Source organism: Paraneptunicella aestuarii, from assembly GCF_019900845.1.
Taxonomy (GTDB): domain Bacteria; phylum Pseudomonadota; class Gammaproteobacteria; order Enterobacterales; family Alteromonadaceae; genus Paraneptunicella; species Paraneptunicella aestuarii.
Genome location: NZ_CP074570.1, coordinates 223,283 through 246,621 on the forward strand (window position 1 = coordinate 223,283; position 23,339 = coordinate 246,621).

Sequence of the window (23,339 nt, forward strand, 5' to 3'; positions counted from 1 at the left end):
TGAGCTTGGATGAATCTGTCTGGTGATAAAAACAGGTTAGCTGGGCGATAACTTAAAAGAGGCAATAATGAAAACATTCACTGACAAGGTGGTTGTTGTTACAGGAGCTGGTTCCGGTATTGGACGTGCGACAGCGCTGGCATTTGCTAAAAAAGGCGCGTTACTGGCTGTGTGTGATAAAGACGCAAAAGGCTTGGATGAAACCGCAAAAATGCTCACCGATATCAGCGCCAAAGAACCGCTTTCTGTTGTCTTGGATATTACTGATGCAAAGGAAGCGGAACAGTTCGCCGAAGAAGTAAAATCCCGTTTTGGCGGCGCTCATATACTGGTGAATAACGCGGGCATCGAAGGTCGAGCCAAGCCTGTGTGGGCAACGGAAGACGCGGTTTTTCGTCGAGTCATGGAAGTGAATTACTTCGCTGTGGTGAGATTAACCCAATTATTTCTACCGCATATGAGAGCGCGGAATGAGGGCGTGATCGTGAATGTTTCCAGCATTTTTGGCCTAATTGGCACGCCAAATCATGCCGATTATTGCGCCAGCAAATTTGCTGTTCGGGGTTTCACCGAAGCCTTGATGTGCGAACTACAGGAAAGCCCGATTCAGGTTCACTTGCTGCATCCCGGCGGTATCGCCACGAACATTGCTCAAGCCAATGAAAGCCAGCCCTTTGCGCAACATTTCCTAAAAACTCCGCCGGAACAACTCGCGGAACATTTGCTACATAGTATTAGTAAAAACAAGCCCCGTATTGTGTACGGTAGCGGTGCATTTCGCGCCTGGTTAGGTACACGTTTGCTGCCGCTTGGATTGCAATGCAAAGCGGCATGGCTGGAACTTAAAAAGGTGATCGACTTGAGCGATTACCCCCGTCATAAGCAATAAATAAACAATAACCGGATAGCGCGAATGAAAAAGACTTTAGTAATTCTTACCGTGCTTTTGGCATCCATCTTTGTGCTACCCGCCATGTTGCCTTTGAGTGTGAGTCAGGCGGTGGTGAAAGAGGGAATGCTGTTAGAAGCAGAACTCTACGGTTTGCAGCCGTACAAGGTGGATATTGGCGATATGCAAATGACGTATTACGCCAATTTACCCGACAATCACAGCCAACGCCCAACCTTGTTGTTGTTACATGGGTACAGTGCAGACAAGAACGTGTGGCCGCGTTTCGCAAAGCATTTTTTCGACAAATATTATGTGCTGATCCCGGATATGGCAGGGCATGGTGAAACCGGATTTAATCCGGATTGGAGCTATAGAACACCGGTTCAGGCCGAGCGTTTACAGCGTTTCCTCACGGCATTGAATGTGCAAAAGGCTCACTTGGTCGGTAACTCTATGGGCGGCTTGATTAGTGCTCAATTTGCGTTGCATTACCCTCTGCAAACGTTATCCGTGACCTTGTTCAACCCTTCTGGAGTGGTAGCTCCAGAACCAAGTGTGATGGATAACATGCTGCAAAACGGTCGAAATCCGTTTGAGGTGAATAATCGTCAGGAGTTTGACGAGTTTTTTGCTATGACGATGGCTGAGCCGCCCTGGATCCCGGACTTTATGTTGGCAGCGGTTGCTGAAAAATATCGCGAAAGAAAGCTGGAGTTGCGCCACATCTTTGCGCAAATCCATCATCAGGATTTGTTGGAGGACAAGCTTAACCAGATTGCTCCGCCCATGTTGCTGTTGTGGGGTGAACAGGATCAGATCATTGATGTCAGCAGTGTCGAGGTTTGGAAAAACGGCGTGCCGAATATCGAGACTCATGTCTGGCAGAACATTGGTCATATGCCTATGTTGGAAATTCCCGCAGAAAGCGCCAAATTAGTGCGTAACTTCATTGAAAAACAGTCGCTTTAACAGGAAGTCTTAATGAAAGATTTTACAAATAAAGTTGCCGCCATTACAGGTGCCGGTTCTGGCATTGGGCGGGCATTAGCCTTGAATTTAGCGCAGCAGGGATGTCATCTGGCATTGGCGGATATCAATGAACAAGGATTAGTTGAAACAGCAGTTCAGGCTCAGGTTGTTGGAGAAAAGCTGGGCGTGAAAGTGACTCAGACTGTACTTGATGTCTCTGATCAAAAGGCGGTGTTCGCTTGGGCTGATAAAGTGGTTGCGGATCATGGTAAGGTTAATCTGATATTCAACAACGCCGGGGTTGCGCTTTCGGGAACGGTGGCGGCTTTGTCTGTTGAAGATTATCAATGGATCATGAACATTAACTTCTGGGGCGTGATATACGGAACCAAAGCCTTTTTGCCCTATCTGGAACAGTCAGGTGAAGGCCACGTTATCAATATTTCCAGCACTATGGGGCTCGCTGCCCAAGCCATGATGAGTGGTTACAATGCCAGTAAGTTTGCTGTGCGAGGGTTCACAGAATCCTTGCGGCAAGATTTGGATTTAACGGAATCTTGCGTGAGTGCCACCTGTGTTCATCCCGGCGGTATCAAGACTAATATCGCCAAGTCGGCGAGAATGTCGGACAGTGTTCAGGAAGTCACCGGAACCGACAAACAAAAGGCGCTTGCCGAGTTTGAACGCACCTTTATTACCACGCCCGAAAAAGCCGCTGAGATCATTTTGAATGCCGTGAATAAGAATAAGCGCCGAGTATTGATTGGAGCCGATTCCCGCGTTTTTGACTGGTCGGCAAGGCTATTCCCGGCGGGTTATCAACGCTTCTTTAATGCGGTGATTAAGTGGCGGAGTAGGGCGTTGCAAAAAGCTTCCCTATAAACTTTGTTGCTTTATTTTTCGTTAATACTTGATGTCATCCGATGAGTGACATAGTTTAAGGGCTATTACTCATTCGATAACATTTTTATCACAGGCTCTATTTGGGTTGTTATGCAATTAGAAGATATCGCAAAAAACGTCAATCACCTCAGAGAGTATTTCGCTACGGGTAAAACTCGCAGTATTGATTGGCGTATTGCTCAGCTGCAACAAATTAAGAAGATGACAGTGGAGCAGGAAGGGCGCATTAAAGATGCGTTGGTGAAGGACTTAAATAAGTGTGAGTTAGAAGCCTGGAGTGCTGAAGTTGGCTATATCAACTCTGAAATCGATCACGCTTTAAAAGGGCTTCGTAAGTGGATGCAGCCGCGCAAGGTGTCTACGCCAATGGTAGCACAGCCGGGCAAAAGCTATATTCAGCCTCAGCCTTTAGGCACTGTGCTTGTTATCGGTGCCTGGAACTATCCTTATCAATTGGTCATGGCGCCTGTTATAGCTGCCGTTGCTGCGGGTAATTGTGTGGTATTAAAACCGTCGGAATTGGCTGCTCATACCTCTGCTCTCATTGCCGAATTAGTACCTCAATATCTGGATAAAGACGCCTTTGCCGTGGTTGAAGGCGGCGTCGAAGAATCGACAGAATTGTTGAAGCAGCACTTCGATCACATTCTTTATACGGGCGGTGAAGCGGTAGGCAAAATCGTGATGCGAGCTGCGGCTGAATATCTCACACCTGTCACCCTGGAATTGGGTGGCAAGAGCCCGTGTATTGTCGATAGCACTGCAAATCTTGAGGTTACGGTTTCGCGTATTGCCTGGTGTAAGTGGATGAATGCGGGACAAACCTGTGTTGCGCCAGATTATGTGGTGGTCGAAAAGTCATTTGTTGATACGTTTGTCGCAGCAATGAAAGCCAAGATACAGCAGTTTTATGGTGGTGATAATGCCGCAAGTAGTGCTGATTATGCGCGAATTATCAATCATCGCCATTGGCAACGCATTTTAGGCTATCTCGAAGGGCAGAATGTTGTGTACGGCGGTGAACATAATGAAGAATCTTTGTTTATTGCCCCGACGTTAGTCATGGATCCTGATTTGAATTCACCTTTAATGCAGCAGGAAATCTTTGGCCCTGTTTTGCCAATTATCACGGTAGACAAGATTACTGACGCAATACCAATGATTAATGCTCGTCCTAAACCTCTGGCTATGTACATCTTTACTAAGGATCAGAGACTGGAAGATCAAATTCTAAATGAAACTACGGCTGGTAACGTTTGTATTAACGACGGCATGATGTTTATGGCTAATAAGGAATTGCCTTTTGGTGGTGTGGGTACTAGCGGCATGGGAAGTTACAGCGGTAAAGCGGGCTTCGAGACATTTAGTCATATGAAGTCAGTCATGAAACGCAGTTTCATGATGGATGTGGATTTACGATATCCACCCTATACTGACAGCAAATTAAAATGGTTAAAGAGGTTAAGTTAGTTGTGAGCGACGTTATTTCTCCTTCAGATTTGTCACCATTTCATTTAGCGCCCTTTCATTTGGCTATACCGGTAACGGATATTAATGAAGCTGAGCATTTTTACGGCGACATCATGGGGTGTGCACAAGGGCGCAGAAGTGACCATTGGATCGACTGGAATTTTTATGGTCATCAATTGGTCACTCATGAAGTTGAAAATATGCCTGGAGTTGCTGGGTATAGCCAGGTTGATGGTAAAAATGTTCCAGTTCCCCATTTTGGTATCGTGCTTCCCTGGCAGCAATGGCAAGATTTAGCCAATCGCTTTAAAGAAAGGGACTATACTATGTATATCGAACCTTATATTCGGTTCGCTGGTAAGCCGGGCGAGCAAGGAACCTTCTTTTTATTTGACCCATTTGAAAATGCTCTGGAATTTAAAAGTTTCAAAGATATGGGGAAATTGTTTTCCAGCAAGTAGTTTTGCAGTATGCTGCTCAAGGAGTGAAAAATTGGCCTGGCGGATTAATATTCACCAGAAGTAGCAGGCAGCAAAATTATTAATGAAATACCATGATTCTTACGCGGATTCACAGGTAAAAATGCGTCAAGCGTTAGCCTTATTAGATGAGTATCGCTTGGCGAGTAACCCTGTGAATTACGCTGTCGCATATGAATATATTTCCGGGGTCAATCAGGACTTGGTGGATTCGCTTAATGAATATATCCAGACCAAAGCTATTGACCCTTACGCCTTAGAATCTCTATATCAGCAATTTATCAGCAATCGCGTCGAGCGTGATGAAGCCTGTGTTTATCAGTTAAGTGAAACGATAGATGGATTGGGGTCTGCCAGCTCAGAGTCCAGCTCTGCTATTCGCCAACTTGATGAGCATGTGCAAGGTATTAGTGCTGATAATGTTATAGCGTTAGACGAGATTCGAGCGGTAACCGAAGCGATAAAAACTTCACACAAACGTATTGATAAGTTTGTTCAAGAAGCGCAAAAACACGCACAGACGATTAAAGATGAGTTGGCAACAGCACGTATGGAGGCGCTGACCGATCCTCTCACCAAGCTGTTAAACCGTCATGGCTTGACGCGTATGTTCGACTTTTATGTGAACGAATTGTCCAAGTCGAAGCTCAATGCTGCCATTATCGATATTGATCATTTCAAGCAGTTCAATGATGAGTACGGGCACTTAATCGGCGATGTAATTTTGCGCCGTATCGCCAAATTACTTCAGGAAGTCACCAACGATTGTGGGGAAGCGTTCAGGTATGGTGGAGAGGAGTTTTTACTCTTGTTGCCAGATACGGATTTGAAAGCGGCGCAGATGTTTGTTGACGATATTCGAGCTAAAGTTGAAAAACTGCGCTTTGTGAGTGCGAAAACCAAACAGCGCCTACCGCGTCTGACGATTTCGATTGGCGTGAGTGAGCATCGAAAAGGTGAGGCAATGGAGAGTTTGATCTCTCGAGCGGATGAAGCGTTATATCGTGCCAAAAACGGTGGTAGAAATCAGGTGCAATCGGCGTAAGGCTCTGAAATAAATTCAGGGCGACGCTTATTCTGGTTTCGGAGATTTTTCAGATCTTAATTCTGTTCATGCAATAAAAAACGGGAGGCGCTAATGCTAGTGCCTCCCGTTTTGCTATCTATTGTTCAACAATGTTGAACGAGCAATGACGCTTTTAAAAGCAATTACACTCTTTCAAAAATAGTCGCGATACCTTGACCCAAACCGATACACATGGTGGCAAGGCCAATAGACTTGTCTTTGGCTTCCATCAGGTTGATCAGGGTAGTGGTAATACGCGCGCCAGAGCAACCTAGTGGGTGACCCAATGCAATCGCGCCGCCGTTCAGGTTAACCATGTCGTCGTAGTTATCCAGCAAGCCAAGCACCTTAATACAAGACAATGCCTGTGCTGCGAAGGCTTCGTTGAACTCAGCAATTTCGATATCTTTGATATCCATGCCAGCACGTTTCAATGCTTTTTGAGTGGCTGGTACTGGGCCATAACCCATGATGGCAGCGTCACAGCCTGCGGTTGCCATTGCGCGGATCTTCACGCGAGGTGTCAGGCCAAGCTCTTTTGCTTTGTCGGCAGACATTACCAACAATGCCGCAGCACCGTCAGAGATCGCAGAAGAAGTACCTGCTGTAACGCTACCGTTGGCTGGATCGAATACCGGGCGCAGAGCGCTTAAGGATTCAACCGTACATTCTGGACGAATCACTTCGTCTTGCTCAACAAGGATTAATCTGCCAGCTTCGTCGTGGCCTTCAATACCAACGATTTCGTTGTCCCACAAGCCTTCTAAAGCGGCTTTGTGAGCGCGTTGGTGAGAACGAGCACCGAACTCGTCCTGCATTTCACGAGTGATACCGTTTTGCTTGCCCAGCAATTCAGCGGTTAAGCCCATGCTGCCAGACGCTTTTGCTGTGTGACGAGCCAAACCTGGGTGGAAGTCAACATTGAAATCCATCGGTACGTGACCCATGTGCTCAACACCACCTGCCAGATAAATGTCACCCATGCCCATCATGATGCCTTTAGCAGCATCGTGAAGCGCTTGCATGGAAGAACCACACAAACGGTTAACCGTTACCGCGCCAGTAGAGCGGGGGATGTCAGTTAACAATTGAGCGTTACGAGCAATGTTAAAACCTTGTTCTTTAGTTTGCTGTACACAACCCCAGATGATGTCTTCCACTTCTTTGGGATCAACAGAAGGGTTACGCTTTAACAAGCTTGTCATCAAGTGAGCAGATAAGCTTTCTGCTCTTACATTACGGAATACACCGCCTCTTGAGCGCCCCATCGGGGTGCGGATAGCGTCTACGATTACTACGTCTTTCATTCTTCGTTCCCCCGATTACGCTTTAAAGAAAGATTGGCCTTCAGCAGCCATCTGTCTGGTTTTCTCTGTTACCTGATAAATTGCACCCAGGTGAGCGTATTTGTCTGCCAGAGCAACAAAGTTAGCCAAGCCCATAGTGTCAACGTAACGGAAAACACCACCGCGGAATGGAGGGAAGCCCAAGCCGTAAAGCAATGACATATCTGCTTCTTCTGGAGAGCCGATAATGTCTTCTTCTAAACAACGAATCATTTCGTTAGCCATTGGCACCATCAAGCGAGCCATAATTTCTTCGGCGTCGAAGTCTTTCTTCGGTGCGGAATGAGCAGCAATCATTTCATAGGCAGCGTCGGCAGGTGTTTTCACCGGACGGCCTTTCTTGTCCATGCTGTATTCGAAGAAGCCCAAGCCATTCTTCTGACCCAAACGGTTTGCTTTGTACATCAGCGTAACCGGGTCGTTGTCGATTTTCTGCATACGCTCAGGGAAACCTTGCGCCATTACGTCGCTAGCGTGGTCGGCAGTATCAATACCCACAACGTCAAGCAAGTAAGCAGGGCCCATAGGCCAACCGAATTGTTTTTCCATCACTTTATCAACAGCAACGAAGTCAGCACCGTCCAGAATCAATTGGCTGAAACCGGCAAAGTAAGGGAACAATACACGGTTTACCAAAAATCCTGGGCAATCGTTAACCACGATTGGGGTTTTACCCATTTTCAGTGCCATCGCCACTACGTTAGCAATGGTTTCGTCAGAGGTTTTCTCACCACGGATGATTTCAACCAACGGCATTTTGTGAACCGGGTTAAAGAAGTGCATACCGCAGAAACGCTCTGGGTTAGACAGGTTTTCTGCCAAACGGGAAATAGAGATGGTTGAAGTGTTAGAACAGATGATAGCGTCTGCTGCCACTGCACCTTCCACTTCTTTCAACACGCTGCCTTTGATTTTTTCGTTTTCAACTACCGCTTCGATAACGATTTCAGCATCTTTAATAGCTGAATATTCAAGGGTAGGAACGATATTGTTCAAAGTGTTAGCCATTTTCTTGGCGTCAACTTTGCCGCGTTTCATGCCTTTGCCAAGAATGCCAGCAGCAGTGTCTAAACCAAGTTGTAGAGCTGGCTGAGCGATATCTTTCATTACCACTCGAGTACCTTTCAGGGCGGCTTGGTAAGAGATACCACCACCCATGATACCTGCACCTAAAACAGCAGCGTGTTCAAATTTCTTGGTTGCGCCTTTTGCTGTTTTCTTGCCTTTACCTTTAACCATTTGGTCGGCCATGAAAATACCGATTTGCGCAGTGGCAGCATCGGTTTTCGCCAACTTGGCGAAGGCAGCGTTTTCTACTTTCAAAGCACCATCACGATCTAACGTGGCGGCTTTTTCAAGCGTATCCACAACGGCATGAGGAGCTGGGTAATGTTTACCTGCTTTCGCTGCAACCATGCCTTTGGCGGTTGCAAAGCTCATCATCATTTCATTTTTAGGTAGCGTTAGAGGCGACAGTTTCAATGCGCGACGTGCTTGCCAGTCGATTTTGCCTGCAATGGCATCGTGCAACATGGCTAACGCAGATTCACGTAATGCTTCTGGAGCAACAACGGCATCAATTGCACCTTCTGCCAATGCTTGAGCTGCTTTGCGCTCTTTACCTGTGGTCATCCATTCCATTGCGTTATCGGCACCGATAACACGAGGTAAACGAACCGTACCACCGAAGCCTGGGATTAAGCCCAATTTCACTTCTGGTAAACCAATGGCAGCGCTTGTGTCAGCAATACGCATGTCACACGCTAGTGTCATTTCGCAGCCGCCGCCCAATGCGAAGCCATTAATTGCTGCGATAGTAGGGAAAGGAAGATCTTCGAAGGCATCAAACTTCTTCGAAGTAACGTGAGTCCATTGTAATAGTTCGTCTTCAGGCAGCGCGAAGATGCGTCCGAATTCGGTGATGTCTGCGCCAACGATGAATACACCTTTGGCTGAGCGAACTAATGCGCCTTTCACACCACTCTTGTCTTTTAATAGAGCGGTAACTTCAGCCAGCTCTTCAAGCGTTTGTTGATCAAATTTATTGACTGAACCGGTGGCATCAAAAACGATTTCAGCGATCCCGTCGTCAAGTAAGGTTACACAGAGGCTTTTGCCTTCAAAAATCATGTTCTTCTCCTTAGCAGATACCCAGGATTGTGGACTTTAGCTTGCTGACCATTCAGATACCACAGTCCAATAAATTACTCATTGCGATTACCATCCCTGTATGGTCAAGGAACCTTTACAAGTTAAGAGCATGTAAACGTAATACCTTGCCTGTGAATGACATTGGAGCCCAGCTAAAACTTATGACCCTGGAACAGGGAGGCAACATTGTTGTAAAACCCACCGCAAATAGCAATAGAAATTCAAACAATTGTTTAAATTTTTATTTGTCTTTTTATAACAAAATTATCATCTGGTCGGACAAGTTGTTGTAACTTAATGATAAATCGCTTTTTCCCGTGTTTTTAAGGGAAAACAGCGCTAGTTACTTGGGTCAACCAAACCATTATTAATGGCATAGTGGATCATTTCAGCCAGTGAGTCGGCATTGATTTTACTTTTAATATTGCGACGATGGGCTTCAACGGTACGAATACTAATATTCAGGGTGTTGGCGATCTCTTTACTGGAATATCCCTTGGCAATATGAGCCAGTATCATTTGCTCTCGGGTTGTGAGTTTTTCGTTGTCAAATCTTAGTGGCTTTTCGATCAGTATTTTAGCCACTGAATGACTGAAGTAATGCTCTCCGCCATGAACTTGTTTGATCGCCTTGTACACTTCTTCCGTGCTGGTGTCCTTAATAATGTAGCCCGATGCGCCGGCTTGCACGGCGCTGGTAACATACTCAGAGTTCTCGTGCATACTGAAAATCAGCACTTTGGTATTGGGCGATTTCTCCAGCAGTATTTCTGTTGCATCTATGCCATTCATGGTCGGCATACTGATATCCATCAAAACAATGTCGGGGCTTAATTCTTCCGTTGCTGTAATGGCTTCATTTCCGTTAAACACGGTGCCAACAATATTGATATCGTCATAAAAAGATAAACAGGACAGCAATCCCTGTTGCACCATGGGGTGATCATCAACCAGCAAAACGGTAATTTGCTCATTATCTGAATCGGTCATGCTCATGCTGCGTTCCTTGATTGTTCCAGTTTGAAATGGTTGGCAAAACGATGACGTGGAATCTGGGCGCAAATACGCGTACCTTTTTCGCTACTGACAACGTCAAATTCTCCTTCGTTATATTCCACTCTTTCCGACAGGTTTCTTAAACCAATGCCCAGTTGATCCCTGATGCTGTTTGACGTTTGCTTAAATCCGGAACCATTGTCTTCTATGGTTAAAATCAGCTTTGATACCTGTATTTGTAAGTCAATCAACACTTCGGTTGCGTTAGCATGTTTTTCAATATTAATCAGGGCTTCCTGAGCAACACGATATAACGTGGTACTGATACACACAGGCAGGATTTTACGAACTACGGGTTTAGAGAAGGTGACTTTGATGCCTGTTCGATTACTGAAATCTCTAATCAGGTTATCTATGGCTGCACTGAGTCCCAGTTCATCGAGGATCTTGGGGTGTAGATGATGTGAAATTCTGCGTATTTCATTAATTGCCGTACCCAGATCTTTGTGTGCCTGACTGAGTTGTTCAGGTTTCTCTCTGTTGTCTTTCTTTAATTGCAGAGCCGTGGCTTCCAGTGAATACCTCACCGACACCATCATTTGAATAATACCGTCGTGAAGCTCTCGCGATATATGCCGTCTTTCTTCTTCCTGCATGGTAATAATGCGCTGCCCCAGGAGGCTGATTTGCGCGTCGTTTTTGTGTTTTTGGCGCAGGTTATTGATGATGCCAAAAAGAAAAATAGACAGGATCGAAGTGATAGTAACCGTAAGAATAATTTTCTGGGTTTTCTGAATGTGCCGCGTTATTTCATTGTTAATGGTGGCTATTTGGTGATCAATGTCATCCAGGTAAACCCCTGTGCCAATCATCCAGTCCCACTCTTCCAGATAAGTGGTGTAACCCATTTTTTGTGATGTGGTGTTGGTTGAAGGCTTATTCCAGGGATAGATGTGAATGCCGCCACCTGCAAGGGCATTTTCTATCAGAACCTGAATGGTTTTAATGCCTTCGCTGTCTTCCAAATCCCAATAACTACGACCCACTCTAAAAGGTTCTTTGGGGTGAGCAATGGCCGTTCCGGCAGAGTCATAGACAAAGAAGTAACCATCATCACCGCTGTATAACATATTATTAAAAATGCCTGATATTTTATCCTTGGTTATGTCTTGTCGGTCATTGAGATTGTGCGAAACGTATTTCACGGCAGAAACCGAGATATCCAGATAATTCTTCAACTCCTTCTCTTTTTGCTTGAGCAAAAAAGATTCCAAAGAGTCCAAGCTTTGATAGGACAAGGATTGATATTCCTTAGCCACAAAATAGTAGGTGATCCAAGCTGTAATAATGACTTGAGCTATAGCAGCGAAAATCAATTTTAGAGGAAATCTCATGGTCAACGTCTCAGTGATTTGTGATTTGGAAATGAAAAAAGGAGTTTTTGAGACAGCTATAAAAAGACAACTACCTAGGTATTTCTACCTAGTCAATTTACGTACATTCACCAATGGTAAACCAATATACCCACATGGAACAATTTGTTTAACAGTATTTTAACAAGGGTGTATGACTATGAGATTGACTTGCAAACATCTTTTTATCTTTATGTTTGCTTGGTTGTTGTGCTTTCAGGCCAATGCCGCAGATGGAAAAAAGGTTCGCTGGAACTTAGCCGAAACCTGGGGGCCTAATTTCCCAATATTCGGTGATACGACAAAGCGCATGGCTAAACTGGTCGATGAAATGTCCGGCGGGCGTTTTGTTATCACCATTGATTCTTCTAACAAGCACAAATCTCCACTTGGCGTTTTCGATTTCGTTCGTACCGGGCGCTATCAAATGGGACATTCCGCTTCTTATTATTGGAAAGGTAAAGACTTCAATACCATGTTCTTCTCCACCGTGCCTTTCGGTATGACGGCGTCGGAACAGTACGCCTGGTTTTATCATGGCGGCGGTATGGAGTTGATGAAAAAGACTTACGACAAATACGGCATGATGTCTTTCCCCGGTGGGAACACTGGCGTGCAGATGGGGGGTTGGTTCCGCAAGGAAATTAAAACCGTGGATGACCTGAAAGGTCTGAAAATGCGTATTCCTGGATTTGCCGGAGAAGTCTTGGCTGAACTGGGTGCCAAGCCAGTTAACATTCCTGCCGGAGAGCTGTATACGGCCTTGGAAAGAAACACTATTGATGCCCTTGAGTGGGTTGGCCCTTCGCTTGATTTGCGCATGGGATTCCACAAAATCGCACCCTTTTATTACACCGGATGGCATGAGCCAGCTACAGAATTACAGTTTCTGGTTAATCAAAAAGCCTTCGACAAGCTTCCCCCTGACTTGCAGCAAATACTGGTTATTGCTATGCGCGTAAGTGCTTACGATATGTATATCCAAACTGTAGATGCTAGCGCTGTGAACCTTGCCATGCTTCAGGAAGAGTTTCCTGATGTGAAAATTAAGAACTTCCCTCGTCCGGTATTGGCAGCGATCCGCTTGGCAAATGCCAAGATCCTTAAAAGTGCGTCAGATAGTGATCCGGCAACGAAGGAAATTCTCGATTCTATCTACGACTATCAGGACAAGGTTCGTGCATGGACCAACTTCTCTGAACGTGCATACCTTGAAGCATTTGATTAATAGCCTGTAGAAGCCAATTAGAATGCTTACGGTATCAAGGTTTTTAAATAGATTGTTAGACGCATTGGGCACCTTCTGTGCCCTCATCTTCTTACTGATGATTATTAATGTGTTTTACGACGTAGTGATGCGTTACTTCTTCAACGACGTAAGCATTGCTATGCAAGAGTTGGAATGGCATCTGTTCGCCGCGATGTTTATGTTTGGTATCGCTTACACGCTAAAAGAAGATGGGCATGTACGGGTGGATATTCTGTACGCCAACTTCTCACCGAAATTGAAAGCGATTGTTAACCTGATTGGTATGTTGCTTTTTGCGATGCCGATTACGCTGTTTTTGGTCTATTTCGGTTATGAATACACATTCGATGCGTATCAAATGGGCGAAGGGAGTGCGGATCCTGGTGGTTTGCCAAACCGTTGGATTGTGCGCTCGATTATCCCTTTGTCAGCCGTGTTTCTACTTATCAGTATTTTTAATGTTGTGTTAACTCAGGTTATCGAGTTAACCGGTAGAGCAAAAGAGGAAGTGTTGTAATGGAAGGGATTATCCTGTTTGGCTTGGCGCTTGTGTTGTTATTTTTGGGTGCTCAGGTCGCTTTCACTTTTGCGGGTGTCTCAGTCATTGTTGGTTTAATTGTGCTGGGGGCAGATCTGTTTGCGTTCATGCCCTACCGCGTTATGGGCATCATGGAAAACACCACTCTAATGGCGATTCCGCTGTTCATTTTTATGGGCATCGTGTTGCAAAAAAGCGGTTTAGCGGAACGTTTATTAGAGTCGTCGGCTAAGTTGTTTGGTTCCTTTTCCGGGGGCTTGGCAATTTCGACTATCGTGGTTGGCGCCTTCCTCGCCGCTTCCACAGGTGTTGTTGGTGCTAGCGTGGTAGCAATGGGCGTCATTTCACTGCCGTCAATGCTCAAAAATAACTATAACAAACCTGTTGCTACGGGAGTTATTTGTGCCGCAGGCACGCTTGGGCAAATCATACCTCCGTCTATCATCCTGATCATTCTGGGTGATGTGATGGGGGTTCCGGTGGGTGATCTGTTTAAAGCAGCTCTGCTCCCTGGCGCAATTCTTATTATGGCCTATGTGGCCTATATCTCTGTTCTGGGGCTTGCCAAGCCGGAACATTGCCCTCCAGTGCCTAGCGATGAAGATATTCGAGGCTTGCTGCTGGAAGCCGGAAAAAACGTCATCCCTACACTGATCCTTATTCTTGCGGTATTAGGTTCTATCTTTGCGGGCATTGCGACGCCCACGGAATCGGCTGCTATCGGCGCGGTTGGTGCTGTGGTTCTAACTTCTTTTTATCGCTCTTTTTCCTGGAATAGTTTGATGGATTCCTCGAAAGAAACCGTGAAAGTCAGCTCCATGATTTTTGCCATTCTCATTGGTGCAACGGCGTTTTCCATGGTGTTTAGCTATTCCGAGGGCGACTATCTGGTAGAGGAATTCTTCCAGCAGCTTCCCGGTGATGAGTGGACATTTATCGCTATCGCTATGTTGGCGATTTTGGTGCTGGGCTTCTTTATCGACTTTATTGAAATTGCGTTTCTTGTAGTGCCAATTCTTATTCCGGTTGCCAACAGCCTGGGCATTGATTTGGTCTGGTTTGCCATTCTGATCTCTATGAATTTGCAAACTTCTTTCTTAACGCCGCCTTTTGGATTCAGCCTGTTTTATCTCAAAGGCGTCGCTCCGGCGGCTATTAAAACATCCCATATCTACAAAGGTGTTATGCCCTTTATTTTGATTCAAATTGCCGTGCTTTTGCTGTTAATCGCGTTTCCTGAGCAATTGATTATTAGGTGATGGCAAGGTTTTACAGGGCAATGAAAAGTGTGCAGTTATTTTCATTCCTTTTTATCAGGTATGTCGAGAACGCATGCCAATGAACATTAACAAGCTAATCAAAAATAAAATTAGCGGAGGAACACAAATGAACAAGTATGCGTTGGCTGTTGTACCTATGGCGCTTTTATTTACAGGTGCTGCACATGCTGAGGCGAAGGTTACAGCCTATGGTCGAGTGTTATATAACATGATCAGTGACGATACCTCAGATAACATCTATTTTGGGCGCCACGAGTTTGCTGAGTCGAATATTGGTTTAAAAGGCAGTGTTGATTATGATGGCTTGACCATTGGTGCTCAGCTCGAAATTGGTTTGAATGAAGGCGTATCCAACTTGCTGCAAAACGGTAGCAATGGGCGTAACCGTATTCAGGAAATCACCGTAGCTGGCACTTTCGGTAAAGTTAGATTAGGAACCGGTGAATCGACTACCTATATCATTTCTGATGTCGATCAATCTGGAACCTGGTTATCAGATCCCCTAGGCATGAGTTCTCGTTTTGGTTCTACACGCCGAGGCCCCAGTGGCGAAAGCCAAACGCCATTGGTACAAAGCCAGTCTATTTTCAATGAACGCATTCTTTATGAATCACCCAAGGTGTTTGGCGGCGGGCAGTTTTCAGGTCAACTAGGCGAAGACAACAGCTACGAAGTGGCTTTCAAATATCTGCAAGATGGCTGGCGCTTTAATGTTTGGCATGCCGATTTTGGTGATGGCGACAATGATTCTGATCCACAGGCTAATATTGATGGCAACCCGACTCCGGGCTTTTTTGGTGCTGAGAATGGTAGCGGTGTGCTGTTGGGCTACAAGCATGATTCCGGGGTAAACCTGACTGCTGTTTATGGTACTGCTGATTTACTGGATGGTGGTTCTCGTGATTACTTGAATTGGAAGTTGGGTTACAGCATGGACAAACATGCAGTCAGTATCAGCATGGGCACTTTTGATTCTGAAGATGCGATGGGTGTTGATGGCGCTGAACATCAACGCACAACACTGGCGTATCACTTTATTCCTCTTGGCGGTGTGAGATTCTGGTTGCAAGCAACAACGGGTGATACCGATGATCAAGAGAGTTTCAATGCGTTTGCCGCTGGTGGCATGGTTAAGTTCTGATGAGGTTGACCCTGAGAACAAGGAAGTTACCTTCACTCGGGGTCTTTTTCTTACGTAAATGAAGTCGATTGGAGAAAGCGTGATGGTGAATATTCGTAAACTGTTTTTTATGGCATTTGGCGGGTTAGCGTTATTACTAGGCTGTGTGCAAGTTAGCGCGCAAGAAGAATTAACCGATGGGCCAGGATTATTTACTGGTAAAACTGGTGAATTGACCTTGTACCAGTCGAATCAAAACGGTTTCGAGGCTACCAGTCACGAGAGTGCCAATACAGGCGCCAAAGAAGAGCTGAGTAGCAGAGAAGAATTTGAACTTTATAAGCGCTGGCAGTACGCAAAACAAAATAACACCAAGGATTACGGCGAGTTTATGCAATGGCTGGAATTTCAGCGTGTCATCAAGGTTGAAAAATAGTGTTTAGAAAAAGCCATTGGCAGCGCTAAAGCGGCTGCCAATTGAACACCGCTTGATAAGTGATGCATTCGTTCGTGCTATTTGCGGCGTTATCCATATAAATCTGTTGTGAAGCAGAAGTGGGGTAAGTCAGATATTCACTACAATAGGCGCTTTGACCCGTGCCTATGACGATCACAGTGCCAGAAGCGATTTGGCATCTTGTCATCATGTCGATAGGCGACCATTCATAACAAATTTCATAGTTGGTGCGGTATTGCGCAGTGCTTCCTTGTGGTTCATACAATGCCCACCAACTGCCTTTTTCACTACCAGGATTAGTGCTGTTCCAGGCGCGATAAATGGTAAATGCCTGAGTGACTTTATAGACTTTTCCCTGGCATAAGCCGCCTTTAGTGGGTTCACCTAAAGCCGATTGCAGCAATGTATCGTCCGTGGTGGGTGTCAGGTAAGCGGCAAATTCCGCAGGCGGCTCAACTGTGCCAGGGCAGGTAGTTGGCTCTGATACTGTGGGTGGCTGTTGTGAATGTTGAGTCGTTGACACACAACCTGTCATACCCATTGTAGATACTGTGATAAAGGCAAGTAACCATTGCTTAGACATCATAACGCTCCTGAGTTTAGGTTTAAAAAGTAACCCGAAATAATGAAACTTTTATGAAACCTACCCATACAGTTTAGATCAGGGGGAGTATAATTCTATGCTCCGGTAGAAATTTACCGATTCCAAACCGCTGTGGCTTATGAGGACAAGGCGTTATAACAATCTGTACCGACTTATAGTTACTATTTTCACGGAAAATAGCTCTATTTCATCCCGATGTGAGTATAATGCGCCGCCGTGTGGGGGAGATGTTAACGATAACTTCTTGATCGGAAATTTCTTATGTCATCAAATTTACAACAGGAAAGCGGGCATTTTTCAGGTTATTTATTTGCTATCGCCGCTACCATTATTTGGTCTGGCAACTTCGTTATTGCACGAGGTGTGACAGATATTATTCCCCCCGTTAGTGTGGCTTTTTGGCGTTGGGTTGTCGCCGTTGTGGTGTTTATGCCTTTTGGCCTGCCCAAAATGCTCAAAGAGTGGGAGACGATTAAGCAACATTTCCCTTATCTGATCATTACCTCGATCCTGGGGGTGACTCTGTTTAATACGCTTATTTACTTTGCGGGTCACTCGACAACTGCATTAAACCTGTCTCTGATTTCGATTACCTTTCCTGTATTTATCGTCATCATTTCACGCGTATTTTTCGGTGAATTGATCACAACAAACAAGCTATTGGGAATGGTGGCCGTATTGGTTGGGGTGGTGTTATTGGTGACTCGAGGAAATCCCACCAGCTTGCTCAATGTGACCTTTGCTATCGGTGATTTCTGGATGCTATTAGCTGCCATATCCTTTGCCGTTTACAGCATCTTACTTAAGAAAAAGCCACCAATGGGTGTGCGTGCATTCCAGATGGTGACCTTTTTGATTGGCTTCGTCATCCTGACCCCGTTCTACTTGTGGGAAACCGCCATTGCTGCGCCAATAGTGTGGAACCAGGAAATCATCTACTCAATTTTATATTTAGGCGTATTCGCCTCATTGACCGCTTTTATTTTGTGGAACCGAGCAGTTGCCATCGTTGGCCCAGCCAAGGCTGGCATGGTGTATTACTCGCTACCCATATTCAGCGGCTTGCTCGCTAACCTGATTCTGGGCGAGTCTATTCAGTCTTACCACTACCTCTGTGGCGCGCTGATTATCTCAGGGATTGTTACTGCCAACTATGCGCCTAAGCGTAAGTTGGTGCAGGCTTAAAGCTTAAGTCCCCTCTTAATCTCCTCCTTTTAAAAAGGGGGAGAGATTTTCAGTTTCTCGCCATGCTGATGCATATCAGTATCTCTTGCTCGTTGTAAAAGACCCTGAAATGAATTCAGGGCGATGCGTTTTCTATCCTTGATAGTGCAATCGCACAGTGTCGTCATGCTGATGGCTATCAGCATCTTTGCGAGTTGTAAAAGGCCCTGAAACAAGTTCAGGGTGGCGCTATTTCTTTTCAAAGCGAGCTAAAACAACCCCATTTGCAATGAAGTGACTTTGTCAAAGCTGAGGCCGATAAAGGGCAGTATGGCGTCGGCGACGGGGGCGAGTTGCTTTTCGACGTAGTGGTCGTAGTCGATGGGGCTGGTGCGATATTCTTCAGGCTCTGCGCCGTTAACGGTAAAGACGTAGCTGATCCAGCCTTTGTTTTGATATTGCAGAGGGCGGCCGAGTTCTTTGTTTTTAGCGTCGGCAAGGCGGGCTGCCTTTACGTGCGGCGGTACGTTTTTCACGTAAAGGTCGAGTGGTTGCCGTAGTCGTTTTTTGTATACCAGTTTGTCGTCCAGTTCGCCGTTTCGGGTTTGGTTCACAATATTGAGTATGTAGTCGCTTACGGAATCGCCATTGAAAATCATGCCATACAGTTGCTGTTGGAATTCTTTGGCAAGTTCTGTCCAGTCTGAGCGCACAGTTTCCAAGCCTTTGAATACCAGTTCTTCACCATTTTTTGTGGCTTTTAATCCAGCGTAACGTTTTTTACTACCGGTTTCGGCGCCGCGAATGGTTGGCATTAGGAATTGGCTGAAATAGGTTTCAAACTCAATTTCCAAATGGCAGTCCAGATCGAATTCTGTACGTAAGGTTTCATGCCAGCGTTGGTTGATGTGCTCTGCCAGCTTTGAGCCGACTTCATAAGCACTTTCTACCGTGTAATCACCATCCAGCCAGACGAAGGTGGAGTCGGTGTCGCCGTAGATCACCTGATGACCTTGTGCTTCAATCCATTTGGCGGTGGTTTGCATGATGCTGTGCCCGCGCATGGTGATGGAGCTGGCAAGACGCGTATCGTAGAAGCGGCAACCACCTGAACCTAACACGCCATAGAAGGAGTTCATCAGGATCTTGATGGCTTGTGAGCGGGCAGCATCTTTGTCTTTTTTGGCTTGATCTCGTTGTTGCCAGAGTGAGGTGATTATGTCGGGCAAAAAGTGTTTTTCCCGGTCGAACATCGCACCTTTGAATCCGGGAATGGATGCGTCGGGATTCGCCAAGCCTTCAATCAGACCGAGTGGATCGATTTTAAAAGTGCGAATAATTGAGGGATACAGGCTTTTAAAATCCAGCACCAACACATGTTTGTACAATCCGGGACGTGAGTCCATGACATAACCGCCGGGGCTGGCTAACCCGCCATCGGGTGGGCGATTCGGTGCAATGTAGCCTGCACGGTGCAGTTTGGGCAGATACAGGTTGGTAAAAGCGGCAACGGAACCACCAATGCGATCCAGTTCTAACCCGGTGAGTTGGCTGCGTAGAATGAGAAACTCAATGAGTTTAGTGTGCTCAAAAATTTCCAGCACTAGCACGCAGTCTTGCAGGTTGTACTCTGCCAGTTTGATTTTGTTGTGTTTGAAGTCGTGGTTGATGTGCTCCATTCTGTCGTGCACATTTTCAATCTTCTTGCCTTTGCCGAGCAATTCTTGAGAGACAGATTCCAGACTAAAGCTGTCGAAGTGATAGGTGGCGGTTTTTAAGGCGTCGATACCGTCGATAACAACGCGACCTGGAATGACAATAAAGCCCTGTCCGTCACCATCATTGCCTTTGCTACCTTTCGGTTCACGCCAACGAGCTTGCGTGTTTCCTCTACCTATTTTCAGTGCGATGTTTTGTTTTTCAGCCCGTTTTACTAATAAGCGAAAGTCAAAGTTTACTACGCTCCAGCCCACGATGATGTCGGGGTCGTATTGATTGATCTCCGCGACCATTGCTCGCAGCAAATCAGCTTCGTTATTTACCCATTTCAACCAATCTGGCGCGTTACTATTTTCCGTTTGAGTGCCATCGCCAATCATTATCACGCATTGGTAATCATCAGCTGCGAGGCCAACGGAATAGAGGTCGCCGTATTCGCTACATTCGATATCCAGTGACAAAACGCTAAAGTTGGGATGGTAGTGACCGGGTTTAAGCTTGGCATTGACCAGAGTGTGGCTATTGTTTTTTCGGTTGAGTTGTTCGGTGCCAGTGAACTGAGCGCTGGCATAGACAAAGCGTTCCATTAAATAGCGATCAGCCAGTCGGATATCGTCTTCAAAATAGAGGATGTCGATTTTGGTAAGCGCATCGCGCACGGCAAATAATTGCTGATTGCTATTCAGGTAAATGGCGCAAACAGATTCATGTTGAAAGGTTTTCAGGTCGATGGGTTTTATCTCGGAGCGAATTCCTTCATGTTGCAATACTTTTTCAGCCTGAGCTGCATCTGCTTGAGTGATAAAGAGCACAAACTGCTGCGCCGGTGTGAGTACGCGCTGGGCTCCGCTGTCGGTTTTGAACCAGAATTCCAACAGGGTTTGATGGTTTCGCTCAATCTGCTGACGAGTCAGGATAAAGCCTTCCTGGACAGCATTGGTATGGCTTTGGGATTGAGCGAGTGGCATGTATGAGAAATGAATCCTGATTGCAGAAAAGAGGGTATTCTAATTCAGTTTGATGGCCGCTGCATTAGCGCCGCTGTTCGGGGCGGGCTTAATCCTGCTCGCTCAGGTAATGGAAGTCGTCGCTGCGACAGCGATTTATGCGATATTCCAGTAGTTTGCCGTCTTTATCTCGTGTTAAGCGAGTGAAAAGCAGAATTGGATCGCCGGATTTTACTCCTAACTGTTGTGCATCTTTTTGTGTTGCTAAAACGGCCTTTATGCGATCTGTGGTTTCATGCACAGTGTAGTTAAAACGGGTCTGGTAAAAGTGGTACAGAGTGTGAGGAATATCTTCTTCGTCCATAAAGTCCGGGAAGTATTTCTCGGGCAAGTGTATTTCTTCTGAAAGAATATAGGTGCTGCCCAAGGTACGTAGTCGTGACAAGCGGATCACTCTTTCACCGACTCTAAGCTTTAACTGCAACACCACATCGGGAGTTGGGCGAATAAGCTCCATGCCTGTGATTTCAGCTTTGGGAAGTGCGGGTAGCTTGCCGTCTTCGACGATAGGGAAGAAGCGATACAGTGTTTGTCCTGTCTGCTCAGAAAGGAAGGTGCCAACGCCTTGGTGGCGGTGTACTAAGTTGGACTCAGTCAGGCTATTCAGGGCTTTGCGCACTGTGCCCTGGCTAACACCGAACTCTTTTGCCAGTAATAATTCGTTGGGAAGCATGTCCCCTGGCTTCCAGCGCTGTTCCAGAATAAGTTGCTTTATGTGTTCTTCGACTTGCTTGTATAAGGGCAACACTTGCTTAGGCAAAGTGCTGAGCTTATTTTCAAATACCTGGAGTGCCATGATTCCTGTTAACTGTTACCTGGGTTAATGATAAAAGTATAAGCATACATCGGCATTGCTGCTGTAAGATGTATGTGGTTTCTGGCGTGGGTACTGCTATTTATAAGTTATTGTTTTTATGAGGTAAGAGACTTTCTCGTTGCGAGCTCGCCTCGAGTTTCAGTTATACCTTTTTATGGCTGCTTTGTTAACCACAAAATAAGTTCTACAAAACTGTCCGGGGTCATATCCCGTGTAAATTTGGCTTTGTACTTGCCGTTTACAATGAAAGTGGGAACTTCGTTAATGCCTTCGGTTAGCTTGTTATTTCGATTAATTCGGCTTTTCATTCCAAAGCTGTCTGCCAGCTTGAGTACCTTCTCGCCATCGACACCTTGTTCCAGCAAAATCTCTTTTATTGCTTCGACTGAATTGAAGTGTTTTTTGTCTTCATGGATGGCCTTAAACAAGGCTTTGTTGAAGCTATCTTCACGATTAATCGCGCGTGCAACCAACATCATTTTGGTGGCTTCTTGCTGAATATTCACTGGCGCGCTACGCATGAATTCCACGTGAGCTTTCGTGAAGTTGATGTCTTCCGGCAGTTTGGATTTTAGCTGCGAAGCGATGCTTTCAAACTGAAAGCAGTGTGGGCACCAGAAAGAGAATATCTCCACAATGCCCAATCTTGGATTTAATTGTTCATTGATAATGTCGTAGTGTTCGCCTTCTTGCCATTGGGCGGCGGTGTTCTGAGCACTCGCGCTCACACTTGCTACAGAGAACAGGATGGCTGCCAAAAACGCAGCGCTCATGTTCATTATGTTTTTGAAAAATTTCATTTGTTTAGCAAGTTTCATGGCGCAACACTCATGACATTATCAATGACAGAATCATATACCGATGATTATTTCAGTTTGCTTAACCAAACAATCAAATCAACCATATCGTCAGGTGTCATATCACGAGTGAATTTCGCCTGATATTTACCATTAACGATGAAGTTAGGTACACCGCGCAGGTGTTTCATGAACTTTTGAATGGATTGATTGTTTTTCTTTAATTGGCTATTTACACCAAAGCTGTTAGCCAGCTTGTCGAATTCTGCGGCATCGACACCGTTAACGGTGAAGATGTTACGAATATCATCAATACCAGCAATAGGCGCGCGTTGAACGTGGATATAGTTGAAGATTGCGCGATTCATTTCTTTTTCTTTCTTCAATGCACGAGCAATCATTAATCCGCGAGTAGCGTCTTCCTGAATTTCTGTTGTCGTAAACGCCATGAAATTCACATGGACTTTACTGAACTTCACGTCTTCTGGCAGTTTCTTTTCCAGATTCGCTACAATAGGTTCAAAGTTATAGCAGTGGCTACACCAATAGGAGAAAAACTCTAAAACTTCTGGTTTGGCAGTCGCTTCTTCGCCAACAACCACATAATGAGTACCTTCTACCCACTGCTCGACACCTGCAGCCATTGATTTAAGGGGTAACAGCAGGGCAAAAATAAATAAACTTAAGTATTTACGCATAGCAAATTGTTAGTGTTATTGTGAAATGAGGTGGCAAGGTTACCATACCCATTTGTCGGCTGTCCTCTTTTCCGGGGTATATTCTGCCACTACCTGATTATCATTCAGGAAACGTTTAGGTTGGAAAGGGCTAGTTCCTTACTTTTTGGCGTAACTCTTGCTATATCACACCCTATGTTAACCATGCGCAGATGTGTCATTGAAT

21 protein-coding genes are annotated in these 23,339 nt (G+C 45.6%); 12 read left to right on the forward strand and 9 right to left on the reverse strand.

Going from position 1 to position 23,339, the window contains the following annotated elements; genetic code table 11:
* Positions 1-67: 67 nt before the first annotated feature.
* The 6 genes from KIH87_RS00965 to KIH87_RS00990 all read left to right on the forward strand — a co-directional run bounded on the left by KIH87_RS00965 (position 68) and on the right by KIH87_RS00990 (position 5,758).
* Positions 68-889 (forward strand): SDR family NAD(P)-dependent oxidoreductase, encoded by an 822-nt coding sequence (locus KIH87_RS00965; RefSeq protein ID WP_232359672.1) that lies wholly within the window; start codon positions 68-70, stop codon positions 887-889.
* Positions 890-913: 24 nt separating this feature from the next.
* A complete protein-coding gene (locus KIH87_RS00970; RefSeq protein ID WP_232359673.1) occupies positions 914-1,861 on the forward strand; it encodes an alpha/beta fold hydrolase in 948 nt (315 codons plus the stop codon).
* A 12-nt stretch (positions 1,862-1,873) separates the two neighbouring features.
* Positions 1,874-2,743, forward strand: coding sequence for an SDR family NAD(P)-dependent oxidoreductase (locus tag KIH87_RS00975; protein WP_232359674.1), 870 nt, complete (start codon positions 1,874-1,876; stop codon positions 2,741-2,743).
* 111 nt (positions 2,744-2,854) lie between these two features.
* Positions 2,855-4,234 carry an aldehyde dehydrogenase family protein gene (locus KIH87_RS00980; RefSeq protein WP_232359675.1) on the forward strand — a complete coding sequence of 460 codons (1,380 nt, stop codon included), beginning with the start codon at positions 2,855-2,857 and terminating at the stop codon, positions 4,232-4,234.
* Positions 4,213-4,695, forward strand: a complete 483-nt coding sequence (locus KIH87_RS00985; protein ID WP_232359676.1) for a VOC family protein — start codon at positions 4,213-4,215, stop codon at positions 4,693-4,695. Before KIH87_RS00980 ends, KIH87_RS00985 begins: the two co-directional genes overlap by 22 nt.
* A gap of 82 nt (positions 4,696-4,777) precedes the next feature.
* Entirely contained in the window at positions 4,778-5,758 is a 981-nt protein-coding gene (locus KIH87_RS00990) for a GGDEF domain-containing protein (protein ID WP_232359677.1), read from the forward strand.
* A gap of 164 nt (positions 5,759-5,922) precedes the next feature.
* On the opposite strand, the gene fadA is transcribed toward KIH87_RS00990, so the two are convergent.
* The 4 genes from fadA to KIH87_RS01010 form a co-directional block, all read right to left on the reverse strand.
* The gene (gene fadA / locus KIH87_RS00995) at positions 5,923-7,086 is read right to left on the reverse strand and encodes an acetyl-CoA C-acyltransferase FadA (protein ID WP_232359678.1); all 1,164 of its coding nucleotides are present in this window, start codon (positions 7,084-7,086) and stop codon (positions 5,923-5,925) included.
* Positions 7,087-7,101: 15 nt separating this feature from the next.
* Entirely contained in the window at positions 7,102-9,255 is a 2,154-nt protein-coding gene (gene fadB / locus KIH87_RS01000; RefSeq protein ID WP_232359679.1) for a fatty acid oxidation complex subunit alpha FadB, read from the reverse strand.
* A 360-nt stretch (positions 9,256-9,615) separates the two neighbouring features.
* Positions 9,616-10,272, reverse strand: coding sequence for a response regulator transcription factor (locus KIH87_RS01005; protein WP_332460723.1), 657 nt, complete (start codon positions 10,270-10,272; stop codon positions 9,616-9,618).
* Positions 10,269-11,666 carry a cache domain-containing protein gene (locus KIH87_RS01010; RefSeq protein ID WP_232359680.1) on the reverse strand — a complete coding sequence of 466 codons (1,398 nt, stop codon included), beginning with the start codon at positions 11,664-11,666 and terminating at the stop codon, positions 10,269-10,271. Before KIH87_RS01010 ends, KIH87_RS01005 begins: the two co-directional genes overlap by 4 nt.
* 178 nt (positions 11,667-11,844) lie before the next feature.
* Between KIH87_RS01010 and KIH87_RS01015 the strand changes: the two genes are divergently transcribed.
* The 5 genes from KIH87_RS01015 to KIH87_RS01035 all read left to right on the forward strand — a co-directional run bounded on the left by KIH87_RS01015 (position 11,845) and on the right by KIH87_RS01035 (position 16,307).
* Positions 11,845-12,912, forward strand: a complete 1,068-nt coding sequence (locus KIH87_RS01015; protein WP_232359681.1) for a TRAP transporter substrate-binding protein — start codon at positions 11,845-11,847, stop codon at positions 12,910-12,912.
* A gap of 22 nt (positions 12,913-12,934) precedes the next feature.
* Positions 12,935-13,450 carry a TRAP transporter small permease subunit gene (locus KIH87_RS01020; RefSeq protein WP_232359682.1) on the forward strand — a complete coding sequence of 172 codons (516 nt, stop codon included), beginning with the start codon at positions 12,935-12,937 and terminating at the stop codon, positions 13,448-13,450.
* A complete protein-coding gene (locus KIH87_RS01025; RefSeq protein ID WP_232359683.1) occupies positions 13,450-14,730 on the forward strand; it encodes a TRAP transporter large permease in 1,281 nt (426 codons plus the stop codon). The genes KIH87_RS01020 and KIH87_RS01025 overlap by 1 nt, the downstream gene beginning before the upstream one ends.
* A gap of 127 nt (positions 14,731-14,857) precedes the next feature.
* A complete protein-coding gene (locus KIH87_RS01030; RefSeq protein ID WP_232359684.1) occupies positions 14,858-15,892 on the forward strand; it encodes a porin in 1,035 nt (344 codons plus the stop codon).
* A 58-nt stretch (positions 15,893-15,950) separates the two neighbouring features.
* A complete protein-coding gene (locus KIH87_RS01035; protein ID WP_232359685.1) occupies positions 15,951-16,307 on the forward strand; it encodes a hypothetical protein in 357 nt (118 codons plus the stop codon).
* 25 nt (positions 16,308-16,332) lie between these two features.
* On the opposite strand, the gene KIH87_RS01040 is transcribed toward KIH87_RS01035, so the two are convergent.
* Positions 16,333-16,914: a hypothetical protein gene (locus KIH87_RS01040; RefSeq protein WP_232359686.1), complete on the reverse strand. Its 582-nt coding sequence runs from the start codon at positions 16,912-16,914 to the stop codon at positions 16,333-16,335.
* Positions 16,915-17,193: 279 nt separating this feature from the next.
* Here KIH87_RS01040 and KIH87_RS01045 point away from each other — a divergent pair, with 279 nt between their 5' ends.
* Complete coding sequence (locus KIH87_RS01045; protein ID WP_232359687.1) at positions 17,194-18,117, forward strand: DMT family transporter; 924 nt, start codon at positions 17,194-17,196, stop codon at positions 18,115-18,117.
* Positions 18,118-18,365: 248 nt separating this feature from the next.
* Here KIH87_RS01045 and KIH87_RS01050 read toward each other — a convergent pair whose 3' ends face one another.
* From KIH87_RS01050 to KIH87_RS01065, 4 genes are all read right to left on the reverse strand, one after another.
* Positions 18,366-20,783, reverse strand: a complete 2,418-nt coding sequence (locus KIH87_RS01050) for a DNA polymerase II (RefSeq protein ID WP_232359688.1) — start codon at positions 20,781-20,783, stop codon at positions 18,366-18,368.
* A gap of 88 nt (positions 20,784-20,871) precedes the next feature.
* Entirely contained in the window at positions 20,872-21,618 is a 747-nt protein-coding gene (locus KIH87_RS01055) for a GntR family transcriptional regulator (RefSeq protein ID WP_232359689.1), read from the reverse strand.
* Positions 21,619-21,791: 173 nt separating this feature from the next.
* A complete protein-coding gene (locus KIH87_RS01060) occupies positions 21,792-22,412 on the reverse strand; it encodes a thiol:disulfide interchange protein DsbA/DsbL (protein WP_232359690.1) in 621 nt (206 codons plus the stop codon).
* A gap of 92 nt (positions 22,413-22,504) precedes the next feature.
* Positions 22,505-23,134: a thiol:disulfide interchange protein DsbA/DsbL gene (locus KIH87_RS01065; protein ID WP_232359691.1), complete on the reverse strand. Its 630-nt coding sequence runs from the start codon at positions 23,132-23,134 to the stop codon at positions 22,505-22,507.
* Positions 23,135-23,339: the final 205 nt, after the last annotated feature.

Coding starts and splice junctions, on each gene's coding strand:
- KIH87_RS00965 (WP_232359672.1), top strand. CDS start 68: ATGAAAACATTCACTGACAAGGTGGTTGTTGTTACAGGAGCTGGTTCC.
- KIH87_RS00970 (WP_232359673.1), top strand. CDS start 914: ATGAAAAAGACTTTAGTAATTCTTACCGTGCTTTTGGCATCCATCTTT.
- KIH87_RS00975 (WP_232359674.1), top strand. CDS start 1,874: ATGAAAGATTTTACAAATAAAGTTGCCGCCATTACAGGTGCCGGTTCT.
- KIH87_RS00980 (WP_232359675.1), top strand. CDS start 2,855: ATGCAATTAGAAGATATCGCAAAAAACGTCAATCACCTCAGAGAGTAT.
- KIH87_RS00985 (WP_232359676.1), top strand. CDS start 4,213: ATGGTTAAAGAGGTTAAGTTAGTTGTGAGCGACGTTATTTCTCCTTCA.
- KIH87_RS00990 (WP_232359677.1), top strand. CDS start 4,778: ATGAAATACCATGATTCTTACGCGGATTCACAGGTAAAAATGCGTCAA.
- fadA (WP_232359678.1), bottom strand. CDS start 7,086: ATGAAAGACGTAGTAATCGTAGACGCTATCCGCACCCCGATGGGGCGC.
- fadB (WP_232359679.1), bottom strand. CDS start 9,255: ATGATTTTTGAAGGCAAAAGCCTCTGTGTAACCTTACTTGACGACGGG.
- KIH87_RS01005 (WP_332460723.1), bottom strand. CDS start 10,272: ATGAGCATGACCGATTCAGATAATGAGCAAATTACCGTTTTGCTGGTT.
- KIH87_RS01010 (WP_232359680.1), bottom strand. CDS start 11,666: ATGAGATTTCCTCTAAAATTGATTTTCGCTGCTATAGCTCAAGTCATT.
- KIH87_RS01015 (WP_232359681.1), top strand. CDS start 11,845: ATGAGATTGACTTGCAAACATCTTTTTATCTTTATGTTTGCTTGGTTG.
- KIH87_RS01020 (WP_232359682.1), top strand. CDS start 12,935: ATGCTTACGGTATCAAGGTTTTTAAATAGATTGTTAGACGCATTGGGC.
- KIH87_RS01025 (WP_232359683.1), top strand. CDS start 13,450: ATGGAAGGGATTATCCTGTTTGGCTTGGCGCTTGTGTTGTTATTTTTG.
- KIH87_RS01030 (WP_232359684.1), top strand. CDS start 14,858: ATGAACAAGTATGCGTTGGCTGTTGTACCTATGGCGCTTTTATTTACA.
- KIH87_RS01035 (WP_232359685.1), top strand. CDS start 15,951: ATGAAGTCGATTGGAGAAAGCGTGATGGTGAATATTCGTAAACTGTTT.
- KIH87_RS01040 (WP_232359686.1), bottom strand. CDS start 16,914: ATGATGTCTAAGCAATGGTTACTTGCCTTTATCACAGTATCTACAATG.
- KIH87_RS01045 (WP_232359687.1), top strand. CDS start 17,194: ATGTCATCAAATTTACAACAGGAAAGCGGGCATTTTTCAGGTTATTTA.
- KIH87_RS01050 (WP_232359688.1), bottom strand. CDS start 20,783: ATGCCACTCGCTCAATCCCAAAGCCATACCAATGCTGTCCAGGAAGGC.
- KIH87_RS01055 (WP_232359689.1), bottom strand. CDS start 21,618: ATGGCACTCCAGGTATTTGAAAATAAGCTCAGCACTTTGCCTAAGCAA.
- KIH87_RS01060 (WP_232359690.1), bottom strand. CDS start 22,412: ATGAGCGCTGCGTTTTTGGCAGCCATCCTGTTCTCTGTAGCAAGTGTG.
- KIH87_RS01065 (WP_232359691.1), bottom strand. CDS start 23,134: ATGCGTAAATACTTAAGTTTATTTATTTTTGCCCTGCTGTTACCCCTT.